The 15,467-nt window shown below is 61.0% G+C and carries 9 protein-coding genes; 2 read left to right on the top strand and 7 right to left on the bottom strand.

Annotated elements, in window-relative coordinates; translation table 11 throughout:
• Nucleotides 1-11: 11 nt before the first annotated feature.
• Entirely contained in the window at nt 12-2,825 is a 2,814-nt protein-coding gene (locus ACILSI_RS13480) for a PVC-type heme-binding CxxCH protein (RefSeq protein ID WP_395722406.1), read from the bottom strand.
• 94 nt (nt 2,826-2,919) lie between these two features.
• Nucleotides 2,920-7,383, bottom strand: coding sequence for a PVC-type heme-binding CxxCH protein (locus ACILSI_RS13475; protein WP_395722405.1), 4,464 nt, complete (start codon nt 7,381-7,383; stop codon nt 2,920-2,922).
• A gap of 448 nt (nt 7,384-7,831) precedes the next feature.
• Between ACILSI_RS13475 and ACILSI_RS13470 the strand changes: the two genes are divergently transcribed.
• Nucleotides 7,832-8,959, top strand: coding sequence for a linear amide C-N hydrolase (locus ACILSI_RS13470; protein ID WP_395722404.1), 1,128 nt, complete (start codon nt 7,832-7,834; stop codon nt 8,957-8,959).
• A gap of 27 nt (nt 8,960-8,986) precedes the next feature.
• Complete coding sequence (locus ACILSI_RS13465) at nt 8,987-10,201, top strand: cation:proton antiporter (protein WP_395722403.1); 1,215 nt, start codon at nt 8,987-8,989, stop codon at nt 10,199-10,201.
• Nucleotides 10,202-10,251: 50 nt separating this feature from the next.
• On the opposite strand, the gene ACILSI_RS13460 is transcribed toward ACILSI_RS13465, so the two are convergent.
• The 5 genes from ACILSI_RS13460 to ACILSI_RS13440 form a co-directional block, all read right to left on the bottom strand.
• Nucleotides 10,252-11,640: an NPCBM/NEW2 domain-containing protein gene (locus tag ACILSI_RS13460; protein WP_395722402.1), complete on the bottom strand. Its 1,389-nt coding sequence runs from the start codon at nt 11,638-11,640 to the stop codon at nt 10,252-10,254.
• Nucleotides 11,641-12,499: 859 nt separating this feature from the next.
• Nucleotides 12,500-12,742 (bottom strand): hypothetical protein, encoded by a 243-nt coding sequence (locus tag ACILSI_RS13455; protein WP_395722401.1) that lies wholly within the window; start codon nt 12,740-12,742, stop codon nt 12,500-12,502.
• On the bottom strand, nt 12,739-13,182 hold the full coding sequence (locus tag ACILSI_RS13450) for a hypothetical protein (protein ID WP_395722400.1): 444 nt from the start codon (nt 13,180-13,182) through the stop codon (nt 12,739-12,741). Before ACILSI_RS13450 ends, ACILSI_RS13455 begins: the two co-directional genes overlap by 4 nt.
• A 219-nt stretch (nt 13,183-13,401) precedes the next feature.
• Nucleotides 13,402-14,907, bottom strand: a complete 1,506-nt coding sequence (locus ACILSI_RS13445; RefSeq protein ID WP_395722399.1) for a LamG-like jellyroll fold domain-containing protein — start codon at nt 14,905-14,907, stop codon at nt 13,402-13,404.
• Nucleotides 14,900-15,433, bottom strand: coding sequence for an RNA polymerase sigma factor (locus ACILSI_RS13440; RefSeq protein WP_395722398.1), 534 nt, complete (start codon nt 15,431-15,433; stop codon nt 14,900-14,902). The genes ACILSI_RS13445 and ACILSI_RS13440 overlap by 8 nt, the downstream gene beginning before the upstream one ends.
• Nucleotides 15,434-15,467 lie beyond the last annotated feature (34 nt).

The following is a 15,467-nucleotide window of genomic DNA, read 5'->3' as shown; positions in this document are numbered from 1 at the left end:
GGGACGAGGGATCACTGCAACGTCTGCAAATAGCGCACGATATCGGCGAGTTGCGCATCGCTGAAGCCAGCGGCGAAGGGCAGCATGACGGACTTTCCGGCCACGTAGCCTGCGCTTTTGATCTTGGCGATGGGAACGGCCTGCGTGGCGCCGCCCATGAGCATGAGGGTGATGTCTTTGTCGCTCTCGTTCTTTTTGAAGCCTTCGAATTTGCCGCCGTCCTGGGTCTCGATGCGGTAGAGACGGAACACTTGCTCAATGGCGGCGTCGGGAGCGAGGATGGCGGTGAGGATGCCGTCGGTGTCGCGTTTGGACGAACCATCGAGAGGCGGTGCGAGTGAGATGCCCTTGCCGCCAGCGCTGTGGCAGGCCAAGCAGGTGCTTTCGACGATGGGCCGACCTTGATCGGGCTTCGCTTTAGGCAGGAGAGCTTTGATGGCTGCGATACGCTTGGAGAGTGCTGCGACTTCTTCCGCTGTGGGTTCAGGCGCTGTGGCGATGGTTTTGTCCCACTTGGATTCGTTCAGCACGGCTGCGGGTGATTTCGTTTCTGCGAGCGAGAGCAGGAAGTCTTGGAAAGCTCGCTCGTAACTGCCACCGAGTGCGAGATAGGTGCCGTTCCAGCCCTTGACCTCGGTCTTGGGCGCGGGGTTCGCACTCCAGCGCTTCAACCACGCGATGTGCTTTGGATTCACCGGCCCAGCGGCGCGGCGGAAGAAGCGCAGCACTTCATAGCGCACGGTCCATTCGCGTTCATCGGCCAGCGGCTGGAGCAAATCGAACGCGGTGTCTTCGCCGACCTTCAGCGTGCTGAGTGAGCGCACGGCCTCGCGGCGGAGATCGGGAGACGCATCGGCCAGGAACGTCGCCCACAGTGCTGCATCGAAGTGGCCCATCTCTTCGAGCGACCACAGCGCGTGAATGCGAGCATCGACACTCGTGTTCACGTCCGCCGCCAACTGCGTGAGCGCGGGGATGAGTTCTATGCCGCCACGCTGGCCGATCTGATGCCACGCGGCACGCATTTCCCAGGTGCTGTCGGCTTTGAGATGCGCTGGCAGTTCGCCCGCGGGCACGCGTGTCATGTCCGGCACCTTCGCGCTGCTCTGTGAGCTGTGGCGGATGCGCCAGACGCGTCCGCGCTCTTTGTCGCGTGCGGGATGATCACGCGGGATCTCGTTGTGCGAGATGATGCGGTTGTACCAGTCGGTAATGTAGAGGCAGCCATCGGGGCCAAAGGTGATGGCGACCGGGCGAAACATCGGATCGGCACAGGAGACGAGATCACCGCGCTTTTCAAAGGTCCACACGCCGCGTGCATCCAGCGTGGCGGCGACGGCGTGGATCTTCCCGAGGATGGGATTCGCGATGTAAAGCAGCCCGTGCCATGGCGCGGGGAAGCTGCCGCTTTTGTCATCGCAGATGGCGAGTCCGCTGAAGCCGGTGCCGCCGAGATTGAGGTCTTGCGCTGTCGGCGGATGAATCGGCGAGGACGGATGCAGCTTCATCGCCACGAAGCCGGGATAGCTCGAGTCTTCCTCAAACGGCACGACGCTGTAGCCGAGGTCGTTTGCCTCATGGATGAACACACGCCCCGTGCGCCCATGAGCCCAGGCCCAGATGTTGTTCATCCCGGCGCTCAGGATGCGCGTGTCGGTGCCATCCGGCTTCATGGAGGCGACGAGCGTGCGGTTGAAGACGAAGATCTTTCCTTCCGCATCGGTCATGCGTCCGCTGTTCAGCAGGCCCTGGGAAAACGTCACGCGTCCGCCTGGCATCCACGTGAGCTGATGCGGAACGGTGTGCGTGTCCTGCACGCCGAAACCTTTGGCCAAAACGCGTCGCTCATCGGCGTGGCCGTCGCCATCGCGATCATCGAGATAAAAGATCTCCGGCCCCTGAGCGACGAACACGCCCTTGCCATGCGGCAGCAACGACACGGGCATGACCATGCCCTCCGCAAAGGTGCGTGCCATCTGCGGCGTGCGTGCGGTAGGCGTATCAAAGACGACGATGCGATCCTTGCCCGGCTGCGTCCAGATGATATTGTCCTTGTCACAAGGATACGCCGTTGCCGTGGCCGACCACATGCGTCCGGCATCATCAAAGGCGACCATCGTGGGTTTGGGCAGCCCGGTTTCTTCGCTCGCTACCAGTTCCACCTCGAAGCCTTCGGGCACGGTGAACTTCTTCTGCTGCTCCGCCGCCTTCAGAGGCTGCACTTCGAGATTGTTGTAGCTGATGTCGCGCTGGGGCTTTGCCACCGGCACTGCAGGTTTGCTTGGCTGGGTGACGATGAGCGGCTTCGCCAACGCCATCACATCCGCATCGGCTCCCGTTGCCAGCACGACGTAATCGAGCCCCAGCATGTAGCTCTTCTTCGCCGCCGCGTTGGCACCTTTCACCGTGATGCTCAGACGATGCTCGCCAGCCTTCAGCGTGATCGATTTGCCAAGCGGAACCGTGCCTGCATGCATCACGCTGCTGTTAAAAAGGTCGATGGGCCCCGCGAGCGGCTGCCCATCCAGCACGAACTCAAACACGCCGTAATCCGCCGCCTTCGTGAACCCCGCACCGAGTCGATACACACCGTCCTTTGCCACTGGCAGTGCGAGTTCCAGCACATCTCCCGGCTTCGCCCCCGTCCACCATAGATGCGCCATCCCACTCCAAGTGATGTGACGATACGAACGCAGATCCTGCAGCCGCGCCTGCCCCGTGTGCTTCAAAACCTTGAGCTGCTCACCTTCAAGCAGCACCGCTGGCTCCTGAGCGCAAAGATGAGTGGCCAGCAGCGTGGCGGCGTAGATCAGGCGTCGAGTCATAGAGTGGGATTAACGCATCGTCGCAACATGATTGGGCACTGCCAAAAGCGCTGGGGCCAAGAATGGCCCCAGCAAGGTGGACAGGAATGACCGGTTACTTGGCGTGTAGCACGCCGCGCATGATGATGCCGTGGCCGGGGAAGCTGCAGACGAAGGGATAATCGCCAGCGGCGGGGAGGGTGAATTCGAGGACTTCCTCTTTGCCCATGTCGAGGAGCTTCGTGTGGTGCAGGACGTCTTCGCTTGCGGGGATGAAGCCCTTTTCGAAGCCGGCGGCACCCATGACGATGGCGGCGTTCATCACGGCGTCGGCTTTACCGGGCTTGGTGACGAGGAGGTTGTGCGGCATGACGTCGGTGTTGGCGAAGGTGAGCTTGATCTTCTTGCCGGCCTTCACGTTAAGTTCTTTGACGTCATACATGAGGCGCTCGCGGATGGTGCCGATGCGGATGGTGGTCAACTCAGGCGTGTCGCTGAGGATGCCGGACTTTTGGGCCTTCTCCTCGACTTCTCCGGCGATGACGCCGCCTTTGGTGCTGGCTTCGACGTTGAACCAAAGTTGCTGCACGACGTTGGCGGCGTTGCGGGCATGGAGTTCGGGGGAGGTTTGCAGTTTGGCGAGCAAAGCGGTGTCGCGGACGTTGTGCTGCTGGTGGAGCCAGAGGGCTTCGAGAAGGTGGTGAGCGTCTTCTTTCTTGGCGGCGTCGAACTGCTTCATCCATTCCTTCGTGGCGGCGATGACTTCGGCGGTGGGACGTTCGCTGAGTTCGACGCGGGTGCGGTGACGCACGCCATCGGCGGGATGCTTGAGGTTTTCGAGCAGCGCGGGGATGGGCTGGCCGTCGATGGCAACGGGTTTCTGCAATTCGCGGCCTTTGGCGGTCATGCGGTAGATGCGGCCGTGTTTGTGGTCACGATTTGGATCGCGGACGTTGTGCTGCATGTGGCCGATGATGACGTTGTGCCAGTCGGCGATGTAAAGCGCACCATCTTCGCCGAAGACGGCATCGCTGGGGCGGAAATTCTTGTCGCCGCTCATGAGCAAGCCGCGGGATTTGTCCTCGGTGACGGTGCCGTCGGCTTGCGTGACCTTCACGGTGAGTTCAGCGCCGGCGGGTTCGCCCCACACGCTGGCTTTTTCCGCATCGCGGGCCAGGTCGTAGTGCTTGATGCCGAGGAAGCCGATGACGTTGCAGATGAGGAAGTCGCCCTGCATGTCCTCGGGGAAGTGGGTGCTGCTGACGATCTCGCTCGCGGTGACGGGGCGGACTTCCTTCTTGAGTAGCTCGTGCATTTTGAAGCCGTTGCCCTCAGGGCGGACTTGATACGCACGACCTCCGGTGCCGTCGGTGGCATAAAGATAACCCCAAGTATCGAAAGCGATGCCGTGCGGGTTCGGCGAGTTGTCGGCGTGTTTCGCAATGGTAAAGCGGCGCGGATCGAAGCGATACATGGCGCTACTGCCGGTTTGCAACGAGGGGCCCCACGGATGCTCGTGATTGTGCACCATGAAGACACCGCTCTGCCAGTAGATGCCGCCATCGGGGCCCATGACGAGGTTGTTCGCGCCGTGATGCGTGTCGGCGAAGTCCACGCCTTGCAGCATGATGGTGCGCACGTCGGCCACGTCGTCGCCATCGGTGTCTTTGAGGAAGATGATGTCCGGGGCGCAGGTGACGATGACGCCGCCATTCCAGAATTCAAAGCCGAGCGGATTCTGCACGCGGGCGAACTCGGTGAGGCGATCCGCTTTGCCGTCCTTGTTGTCATCGTGGCAGATGACGAGAGCGTCCTTCATCTCCTTGAGAGGCTCCCACATCGGGTAGGTGTGCCACACGGCGGCCCAGAGGCGACCTTTGGTATCCACCTGCATCTGCACGGGATTCACGAGCTGCGGGAACTGCGCTTCATCGGCAAACAGGCTCACTTCAAAGCGTGGATCAAAGGCCATGTGCTTGATCGCTTCCTGGCCGCTGATGTATTCCGTGCGGCCTTCCTTCATGGCGCTCGATGATTTGGATTTGCCACCGACATTGGAAATCACCGGCACGGGTGGCGGCACGTTGCTGTCATCGACTTTGAGGTCGCCGCCTTTGGCACGCGCCCAGATCTTTGGATCGCGATTGCCGGTCATGACATCGAGCATCGTCAGCTCATGCTGGAGCACCACGGCGTTGGTCTGACCATCGGTGAAGGAGAGCGTCGAACGGCCACCCCACACGTCATTGCCATCGCGGGCACGGTAGCGGGCGTTCCAATGCACGTCCTTCTCCATCACGGCCTCACGCAGTTCTTCGAGCGAGGCGGAGGCGGTCACTTCCTTGCCGAGCAGCGCCTTCGCGATCACTTCCGCGAGCTGGCGATTGCCCTCGGCGCTGAGATGCACGCCATTGATCGTGAGCGGCTCCTTCGCGGCTTTGAAAAGATCGAGCGAGGGATGGAAGAGATCGACAAAACCCACGCCCGCTTCCTTCGCGGCGGCCTCGGTGGCCTTCGTGTAGGCTTCGAGCTGCGGATTGTGCTCTGCGCCGTGCGGCACGTTCGGATTCTTCGTGTCCTCATGCGCGATGGGGCTGAAGAGCACGATGCGCGGGAAGGACTTCCCGTTCGGCTTCGTGCCACGCACATACTTCACGAAATCGACGAGCTGCTTTTTGAAGTCGTCCGGCTTGTTCTCGAAGGACTCGTTGTAGCCGAAGAAGGCGAACACGACATCCGGCTTCACATGGCGGAGGTAATCCGTCATGTGCATGTGTCCGCCGCTGCGCGGGAAGGAGTTCGGGCGGTCGCCGCTGGCGCTCATGTTGCGGAAGCGCACGTTCTGCTCGGGCAGGGCACTTTGCAGGACGGTCTCCATCCAACCATCATGCTGCATGCGGTCCGGCAGGCCATTGCCGAGGATCGCCACGGTGTCGCCCTTGCTGAAAGCGAAGGGCAGCGTGTCCTTGTAGTCCGCAGGCACTTCGACGAGCGCAGGCTCCTTCGCCGCTGCTGGCGCGGAACGACCGCCACTACCCTTCGCCGCCGGTTTGCCCGGTTTTCCATCAAAGTCCAGATAAGCGATCTTACCGCCGCTTTTCACATCAATTGTGAGCGAATCGCCAGCGGCGACATTCTTCAGCTCAAACACCGCTTTGCGCCCTTCATCGAGCAATTGCAGCGTGAAATCACCCAGACGATCCGGGAAGCCCCGACGGCTCCACAGGCTGATCGCATCCACTGGCTGTGCAGAACCGAGATCGATCTCCCACCAGGGATTCGGCTTGTTCTCGATGGTGTGCGTCATGCCCTTGCCGTAGTTCGGGCTCTTGTCGCCATCCATCGCACGACTCGCGTCGCCGCCGTGTCCCGTGGTCGATTGCGTGGCCTTGCCGCCTTTGGCGATGTTTTTGCCACCGCTCAGGATCTCGATCTCGGCGATCTGAAGGCACTTTTTGTCACCGGGGATTTCGATACGGACAAAACGAGCGGGTTTGCCGGTCGCGATGGTGGGCTTGGCCGAAACCTCGGCTTTCGCAGCCTGCTTCTCTTCCTTCTTTGGCTTCTCAGGCTTCTTCGTGTTGTTGTTCGCTGGAATTGGGCTTTCAAAGCCGGCATACATCTCCGGCTTGATGCCGCGAGCATACGCGCCGCCGCCGAAGGTGTTCGGCTTCGCAGCACCGACAAAGGCGACGTTTAGATCCGCTTTGATCGCGTCTTCCAGACCCACAGCCCAGAACATGGCGTTCACCATCATGCGGCGATAGCCTTCGTTCGTGATGTCCTCTGATGTTCCGTAAAGGGAGGTGAAAACGCGGCCTACTTTGCCCGAAGCGCTTTTATAGGAGCGTGTCCACTCGCTCGGCTGCGGAGGCTGTGTCTTGGATGCAGGGGAGTCCTGTGTCATGCCATCCAGTGGCTGCGCCATCGTCAAAATCTCGCCATCGGTTGGTTTGCCGACGTAACCGCCTGCCTGCACCCAAATGTCCTTCACACCGCGCAGGATCGGATGCGCTGCCTTGTCCGGCACGAGGGCGATTCGAGTGCTCTGCACATGATTCTTACCGTAGTGGCCAACCCATGTCTGACCGAGCACCTGATGGCCGAACCCGAGTTCATAATCGGTCCCTTTGTAATCATACGAGTATTTCGCGAAGGGAGCATCCTTTGGCATTTTAAAGCCATGCGTCGCCGTGCGCATGCCGATCACGGGACCACCGCGGTTCAGATAATCATCGAAGTGCTTCATCTGCTCCGCGGGGAAGTTCTGGAAGCGCAGAAACACCACCGCGAGGTCGGCGGTGTGCAGCGCCTCGATGCCCGGCATGTTCATCGCATTACCGGCAACGATCTCGCCCGACTCAGGATCAATGCCAAACAGGACGGTGCACTTGAAACCATGATGTTTGGCCAAGATGCGAGCCAACTGCGGCAGCGACTCCTCGGAACGATACTCATGGTCATCCGCCATGAAGACGATGTGCTTGCCTTTGCCAGGCCCTTCGGTGCCTTCATAGACTAGGGGCGCAGCCGTCGCGAAGGTGGCGAGCGAGAGCAGAGTGAGGAGGGTGTGTTTCATGCGGTTGAGAGGACTTCTAAGTCGTCACTTTGCCGGGTGTTTTTGCGACAAAAGAGACGATTCGGAAACTGCATCCCGCATGAGAGATGAAAACCGGACAATGTTCCGTCGATGCGAAGAATCGAACACCGTCTCGCCGCCTTGCGAGCAGCGCTGCAGCGTCGATGCGATCGAATCAAGCTCATGGAGCCCATTCATCCTCCGCTGCTGCGACTGCTTGCTGCCACCCAGAAGGCTAAAGAAGCGAGCAGAGGAGCTTTATGGAGCTGAGCAAAAGCCGGAACCAGCGTCTTGCCTCAGGAAAATCAGGGTTCAAAAAAGATGACATGGCACCTGATCTCCCCATGGTCCGCACCCTTCCCTTACCGGCTTCATGCTTGTCTTCCAGAAGGCTGGCCCAAGCTTTTGGCTGTCCGCTTCGATTGCTCACACCGATACCATGAACCTGATGAAAGCGCTTCTTCACTCCACCACTTGGCTTTGTCTGGCCGCCATCAGCGCCATGGCTTTTGTGCCACTTCAAAATGCCTCTGCCTGCACTGGCATCTCCCTGCGGGCGGCAGATGGCGGGGTGGTCGTGGCCCGCACCGTGGAATGGGCCCTGGGGGATGCCAAGCATGACCGGCTGGTCATCTTCCCACGCGGCAGGGACTTCACCGCGCTCACTCCAGAGGGACCTAAAGGCAGGCGCTGGACCTCCCGGCATGGCTTTGTCACCATCACCGCCTACGATCAGGACTACGGCCCGGACGGTCTGAATGAAGCCGGTCTCTACGTCGGCATGTATTACTTTCCCGGCTTCGCGGAGTTCGCACCGTATGATCCCTCGCAGGCTGACCGTTCGCTCAGCGTCGGAGACTTCATGCAGTGGATGCTCTCCTCCTTCCGCACCGTGGCCGAGGTGCGTGAGCATCTGGACGAGGTCACCGTCGTCAATGTGGAGGACCCGCGCTTCGGCGGCGCACCACTCCCGTTCCATTGGAAGATCGCCGATGCCTCGGGTGCCTGCCTCATCCTGGAAATCTCGCAAAAGGGCCGCTTGCAGGTGCATGATGCCTTCCTCGGCGTCATCACAAACTCCCCCGACTACTCCTGGCACCTGACCAACCTGCGCAACCACATCGGACTCTCACCCGCTCCTCGTGCCGCCATCACCCTCGAAGGATTGAAGCTCTCCCCCCTCGGCGGCGGCTCCGGGTTCGTCGGCCTGCCCGGTGATTTCACCCCGCCGTCCCGGTTCATCCGCGCCGCCGCCTTCACCGCCTTCGCCAGACCGCTGAAAACATCCCACGAGGCCGTTTTCGAAGCATTTCGAATCCTCGACAGCTTTAACATTCCCGCCGGCACCACCGCCCCGCGGGAAAAAATCGCCACGGACATCACAGGGGCCACCCAGATCACCACGGCTGCGGATTTGCAGGAGCGAGTCCTCTATTTTCACACCATGTCCAACCGCCGTGTGCGCACGATCGACCTCAAACGCGTCGATTTCACCAAGCCGGGCATCACCGTCATTGATGAGAGCGCCCATCGTGAAGAGGATGTGAAAGACCTCACCCCTGCCGCCCGGCCCTGACCGCACCTGCAGTTTGAAGAGAAACTCATGACCTGTCACACCCTCCTCGCGCATCTGCCCTTCCTCGCCCTGGCTCCCATGAGCCGCGTCGCCGTTATCTGTCTTTTTCTCGTCCTGCTGCCCCAGATCATGGCGCGGCTCAGGCTTCCCCCTGTCGTCGGCTACCTCCTCGCCGGCATGCTGCTGGGTCCCGGGCTGCTCGGCGTCATGCTTCCTGAGGATTCTAGCACCCGCTTCTTCTCCGACCTCGGCAAGCTACTCTTCATGTTCTTCGTCGGTTACGAGGTGAACCTCGAAGAGTTCCACAAATGCCGGCGCGATTCGATGGTCTTCGGCAGTCTCACTTTCCTCGTGCCCCTGCTTGGCGGCCTCATGCTCGGCCGGGCGGGCGGCTATGAATGGAATGCCTCCTTGCTCATCGGCTCCATCATCGCCAGCCACACCCTGCTGGCCTATCCCCTCCTCGCCAAGGCAGGCCTCACGCAGTCACGGGCCGCCGTCATCACCGTGGGAGGCACTCTTTTCACGGATGTCGCCGCCATGATCATCCTTGCCATCACCGTCTCCATTCACCAGACCGGCTTCTCTTGGGGCTTTCTCGCCGCCGAGGGCGCGGAGCTGCTCGTGTTTGTGCCGCTCGTTCTCTTTGGCCTCAGCCGCTTCGCAGCCTTCCTCCTCCGTCGCATCGGCAGCACCCAGGAGGCCCGCATCGGCATCCTGCTCGCTTTCATCATCGTCTGTTCCGAGGCTGCCCATCTCATCCACCTGGAGGGCATCGTCGGCGCCTTCCTCGCTGGACTTGCCTTGAAGCGCGTCATCCCTGCTGGCTTCGACATCGAGTCGCTTGAGCTTGTCTCACGCACCCTCTTCATCCCGGTCTTCTTTGTCGCCACTGGCCTCCTCGTGGATTTCGGCGTGCTGCGTGACACCGTCACCTCCCAGTGGCCCCTCGTGTTTGGCCTCACCGGCGTGCTCATTCTGGGCAAATGGGTGGCAGCACGCCTGACTGGCCGCTTCACCGGCCTCGATCCCGCATCCACCTCCGTGGTTTGGAGCCTTTCCATCCCTCAGATGGCCGCCACACTCGCCAGCGCTGTCGTCGGCTATCAGGTCCGCAACGCCGCCGGGGAGAGGCTCCTTGATGAGCGCTTCATCAATGCCACTCTCTTCATGGTCGTCGTCACCTGTGTGATCGGCCCGGTGCTCACCGGCCGTTTCATCCGGCGCCTGCCCGCCCCTTGATCCGCCCGCCGGGTCTCCATAGTGGTCCTGCTCCTGCGGAACAGGCCAAGCTACCGCAGCAGCGCGGTGGAGATGTGAAAGCGCATCGCCGCATCGCTCAGCTTGCCAGCGCGGACCATGCCGCCGTCATCGATCGCCCCCTTCGCGGTGAAGCGCTCCACCCCAGCCGGTAAATCATACGCAATGGTCGATGACGCATGTGTGCCGATGCCATTCGCATACACCTGATCCTCAACTTGGATCGGGCCACCCGCATTGTTTTTGCCGATCTGCGTGCGGCCATAACCACGCTCCTCGCCCTTCCATTTTAAGGTGGTAACGTCAATGCCCTTGCCATCCGCCAGGATGAGACGCGGCTCGATCCACGTGGCCCAGTCGCAGGAGATGCTGCCCTGATCGGACGCCACGAGATACAGTTCTTTCGCGTTCTTGATGGCCACGTCGATGTCGAGGATGCGCGGCTTGGGATTCTTTGCCGTCATGAGCGGCGTTTCGAAGACAGGTTTGGCATTGCCAACAGGCATCGCACCCGCGCCGCGAGCTTCGGCCATCATGGCGTCGAGTTCGGCTTGAGTGGGGGTTTTGGTGGCGATTCCGTTCGCTGGAATCTCCAATCCAGCGGCCCATGCGACGCCATTCAGCATCGTGGTGCGAAAGCTGTCGTTCGTCATGTTGGCGAAGAAGTGGAAGCCCGTGAAACCGAAACCGCGACCGCCTTTCGGCCGGTCAAAGGCCCACGCGAGATGCTGCGGCTTGCCCGCTTTCACATCGGCCAGCACGTGCGGATTGCCACCGTGCGGACTGGGCTTGTCGCCTGTTTTGAACCTCACCGTGTTTAGTGGCGCGATGGCGCTGAGCACTGGCGTTATCCCCTTCATCTCCGGCACGAAGCGCATGTGGTAATACCATTCATCCTTTGCCGAGAAAGCCTTCACGCCATTCGCCACCGGATGCTGGCCCGGCTGCACGCTCGCATCCCAGGTCGGGTTCACCGAGTAAAACGTCTCGAAGAAGCCGCCCATCCAGTCGAGATAGTTTTTGCCCTGTGAGCCGATCTTGGCCTCCACGCCGTAATGAATCGCCGCAAAGCCCGCCCCGCGATCGCAGGCCGCCTTGATGTTCGCATCGTCCGCCGCCCGACCGCCGTGGTTGAGCAGCACGATGATCGCATCCGCTTTGGTCAGATCCTTCGGCCAGTTGCTATCCGGATACACCACCGCAAAAGCCTGCGGATAGGTTTCATTGATCCGCCGCGCCAGATACGCCGCCCCCGCGAGAAACTCATGCTGCCCACCGCCCCCATGCGTCCCCTTCGCCGCGATGAACACCAGCCGCTTCGTGCCCGCCGGTGCGTTGTTTTGGCCAGTGTAGTCAAAAATGTCACGCGGCTGACCAAATGCGGCCGTGGTGAGGAATGCGAGAGCAAGGAGGTATTTCATGCGGGGTGGGGGACATCTAAGTCGCGCGTTTGCCTCGTGATGTTGCGGCAAAAAGGCGATGGGGAGGTCTTCATCCCGCGGGAGGGGGAAACGGACGTGCATGCCCGTGTTTTGTTTTTCGACTAAAGGGGCGATTCAAAAACTCTATTCCGCAGGAGCGGGCAAAATCGGATAAAGTTTGTGAAACGCCATGTCGGCTTGTCGACCGAGACTAATGCCCCAGATCAGGCGACGGCGAGGAGTAAACGTAGTTGTCTCTCCGGATAGCCTACGATCCGTTGCATGCATCCGACCTTGGTGGTTGGTCGGTGTCTCGTCATGGGATCTGCAGCTGATCTGCTGGGATCGTCTGGAGAAGATCGGGTTGACCACGAGTCAGGTATCCGTGGGTTGGACGTGGTGACGAAACAGTAGCTCCCTTCGTGGAATTGGTCGTAGCCCAAACAGGGCGAAGGTTCCGATAGTTGAAGGCTCCGAGTATCAAACTGGTGTCTGTTGGGTCAACGGCAGCGAGCGGAAAAATGTGGTCTATCTGCCACTCACCGTAGTTCAGCCAAGTCATTCCCTCCTCAAATTGATCGTTGAAGTGCTGATAGAACGTGTCGGAGGTGCAACCCGTCATCTCCCAGACAGTGCAGTCAAATGTGAGCTGGTAACGCTTCAGCCACTTACGATGTCGAAAGATCAACCGATCCTGCACTCGCCCCAAAGCCATAGACAACTCGGGAGCGATCTTGGGCCACTTGTTATAGACTCCAGTTCTTCCGTTCATGGCGTGTGGAGAAGTTGGCGTGTGTCCAGGAGTTCACGTTGTTCGTGATAGCGGTGTCGAGCTGGGCCTAGGCGACTTCAGTGGCGGTTACGCCCTGCCTTCCACGACTAAAACGGTGGCATTGGGCGGCGCGACGAGGTGGTCTGTGGCTTTCAGTTCGCTGACTTGTTCAATCACTTCACTCGTGGTCGCCTTTCTCTGCTGGCGCTCGGCGGTGTAGTCGCCAGCGCCCTGGCTGAACTGCTGCTGGTAGCGGGTATAGTCCACGGGGCCGAGCGTGGTGAGAAGCGCTTGCCGGGCCTTTTGGTTGATTTCGTGCAGGGTGGTCATGGCGTGGAAGATGGGGGATAATCGAAGGGATTCAAGATTTTCACCCGAAGGGCGGGGCCGGCCCGGGCACTGCGGCGAATGAGACGGTCGTCGGTGGTCAGGAGGTAGTCGCACTGCGCGGCCTCCGCGGCGGCGATGTGCAGGGCATCATAGCCCTCAATGTGCCAGGCGGCGAAGGTTTGGGCCCGTGTGTCGATGGAGGAATGCTGCGGCACATGCAGGGTGGCAGGATCAAGCAAGGCGAGTACGTCGGCGCGGCGGACGGAATCATTCATCTGCTGGATTTCCGCGAGCAGGTAATCGCTGCTGACGATTTCCTCACGGCCACGACGGGCAGCATCCACGATGTAGATAACGGCCTCAGCTTCCAGGTGGATACGCACCTGGGATTGATCGTCCCAAGGGCGGTTCAGGCTGCACGTGTCGAGGTAGAGTCGCATGTTCAGGTGCTGTGATTACTTCGGCTGCTCAAGCGCTGGAAGCGGCTTGTCGGGCCGCTTGGAGGATGGATGTGTTATGCCTCGCGTCATCCTTTTTTTGAAGTCGGATTTCTCCAACAGATTGACTTCGCCCGTCTCGGGGACTCGGCTCAGGGAGGCCCACAGATGATCTCAGAAACCAATCTGCTGGAAATCACCAATCACGATGACTCGGCCACTTCACCGCCCCATCGCCTTGATCTCCGCCTCGCTCAGCGCGCGGTCCCAAAGCGCAAACTCGTCCATCGTGCCGCTGAGATGGCGGATGGCGACGCCGGTGGTGCGGCGGTCGTTCCAGTTGCCGAGTTCGGCGATGCCGGGTTTGAGCGGCGACGGGTCTTTGAGGGCGATTTTGGCCAGAAGTGAGCCGTTGGCGTAATGACGCACTTCTTTGCTCTGCGGATCAAAAACGACGGCGAGGTGCATCCAGCGGCCGAAGCGCTCGGGGGTGAAAAAGACCTCCGTATCGCAGTCCTGATGATGCTGGCCCGGACCTCCGGCGATGCCGAGGCGGATGCGGCCGTCGCGCACGATCTGCCAGTGGATGCGGCGCTCGCCCCAGCTTTCGGACATGAAGAGCGAGTTGAAGTAGCGGTCGAGACCGTTGATGCGCACCCACATGGCCATGGTGAGCGCTTTGACCTCGTTCGGAGCGCTCAGACGCACGCGGTCGCTCACATTGCGGAACTCCAACGCGCCTTTGCCCGGCCAGCGGCCCGTGGTCCACGAGGCACCGACGATGCTGCCGTCCTCGCCGTGCGAGGCGTGATTGCGCAGCGAGCGCGAGCTGTCGTCGTCCTGGAAGTTGAAATGCAGCTTCAGGGCCGGATCGGCATTGAGCTGGTCGCTCGCGGCACGCCAGCGGTCGAGCTGCGTGCGATCCGACACCGCGGTGCGCGAATCGAGATCGCTGAGCGAGGCGAAGTTCGACAGATTCGCCGGGAGCATCTGCGATTCGGCGGCGAAGGCCATCGCCTGGCCTTCTTTGAGCGATTTCATCGACTCGGCGGCCTTGTGCAGCTCGACCTCGCCTTTGAAGACGTGGACCTCGGCGCTCGCATCGCTCACATCGAGACCGAACTCGGTGCCGAGATCGACGATGGTGCCTTTCGGGGTGTTGATGCGGAAACCTTTGGCCTGCGGCGGCACGTTCGCGCTGAGCTTGCCACGCGTGCACGTCGCCTCGCCGCTGGAGATGAGCTGCAGCTCGGCGGGACCTTCGATCAAGACGCGGGCGCCTTGATAAAACTCGATCTGCGCGATGCCGGACTTCAGTTTCAGCAATCCGGGCGAAAGCGGCGTTCCCGGCGCGATGGCGGCGGATTCCCATTCGAGATTCACGCCGCGTGTGAGCACGGCGACGGAGGCCGTGGTGTCCTCCTCGTCACTTTGCAGCCACGACATGGCCAGCCACGCGCCCATGAGCGTGATGCAGGCCGCCATCGCCGCCACGGTGGTGACGGTGGCAAAGGTGAAGCGACGTCGCGGCACCAAAGCGGGCTGGATGACCTTGCCCGGCACGGCGAGCGGCTTCGTGGCGCGGAGCATCGCGTCCATTTCGAAGTGCTGGAGCAGTTTGGAGCCGAGCTGTGGCTCGTTTTGCAACCGCGTGTGCAATTCATCCGCCTCGGCATCGGTGAGCGTGCCTTCGAGGTAGTGCTGGATGAGCGTGTCGGCGTCAGGCATGGGCGTGGCCTCCTTGGTTGAGGTTTTGTTCGATGCACTCGCGCAGCTTTTCCCGCACGCGGGAGAGGGCGCGGCAGACGGTGTCGGCCTTCATCTGGATCTGCTCGGCGATCTGCGGCGTGCCGACATCATCGTAATAATAGAGCTCCACGAGCTCGCGGCTCTTCTGAGGCAGTTTTTGCAGGCAGCTGCGCAGCACGCGGACCTCGTCCTCGTAGCGCGGCGGCGTCTCGCGCTCCTCCGCGAGCAGGCGGATGTGATCGGCGAGCTTTTGCACCACGTCCGGCTGCTGCCGCGTGCGCTCACGCCACAGCCGCATGGCGATGTGACGCGTCATCGTCGCCAAAAGCGGCCGCGCATCGCTGCTGAGGTCCCATTTCGACTCCTTCGCCATGAATTCGAGGAAGACCTGCTGCGTGATGTCCTCCATCAGCCCCGGCCAGGGAGCATACTTGAGCGCCACGCCCTTCACAAAGTCGTGATGGGCGAGGAAAACCTGCGCGGCGTGGGTTTCGGCGAGATTCATGCGATCCCATTATCTCACGCGAGAAGGGGAAACC

Source organism: Prosthecobacter sp. (assembly GCF_044232965.1).
In the GTDB taxonomy this organism is placed as follows: domain Bacteria; phylum Verrucomicrobiota; class Verrucomicrobiia; order Verrucomicrobiales; family Verrucomicrobiaceae; genus Prosthecobacter.
This window is presented reverse-complemented; position numbering and strand designations above follow the sequence as displayed.

What these genes read in the sequence shown, in the direction of transcription:
- ACILSI_RS13465 (WP_395722403.1), top strand. Translation starts at nt 8,987, where the DNA reads ATGACCTGTCACACCCTCCTCGCGCATCTGCCCTTCCTCGCCCTGGCT.
- ACILSI_RS13480 (WP_395722406.1), bottom strand. Translation starts at nt 2,825, where the DNA reads ATGACTCGACGCCTGATCTACGCCGCCACGCTGCTGGCCACTCATCTT.
- ACILSI_RS13450 (WP_395722400.1), bottom strand. Translation starts at nt 13,182, where the DNA reads ATGCGACTCTACCTCGACACGTGCAGCCTGAACCGCCCTTGGGACGAT.
- ACILSI_RS13470 (WP_395722404.1), top strand. Translation starts at nt 7,832, where the DNA reads ATGAAAGCGCTTCTTCACTCCACCACTTGGCTTTGTCTGGCCGCCATC.
- ACILSI_RS13455 (WP_395722401.1), bottom strand. Translation starts at nt 12,742, where the DNA reads ATGACCACCCTGCACGAAATCAACCAAAAGGCCCGGCAAGCGCTTCTC.
- ACILSI_RS13460 (WP_395722402.1), bottom strand. Translation starts at nt 11,640, where the DNA reads ATGAAATACCTCCTTGCTCTCGCATTCCTCACCACGGCCGCATTTGGT.
- ACILSI_RS13475 (WP_395722405.1), bottom strand. Translation starts at nt 7,383, where the DNA reads ATGAAACACACCCTCCTCACTCTGCTCTCGCTCGCCACCTTCGCGACG.
- ACILSI_RS13440 (WP_395722398.1), bottom strand. Translation starts at nt 15,433, where the DNA reads ATGAATCTCGCCGAAACCCACGCCGCGCAGGTTTTCCTCGCCCATCAC.
- ACILSI_RS13445 (WP_395722399.1), bottom strand. Translation starts at nt 14,907, where the DNA reads ATGCCTGACGCCGACACGCTCATCCAGCACTACCTCGAAGGCACGCTC.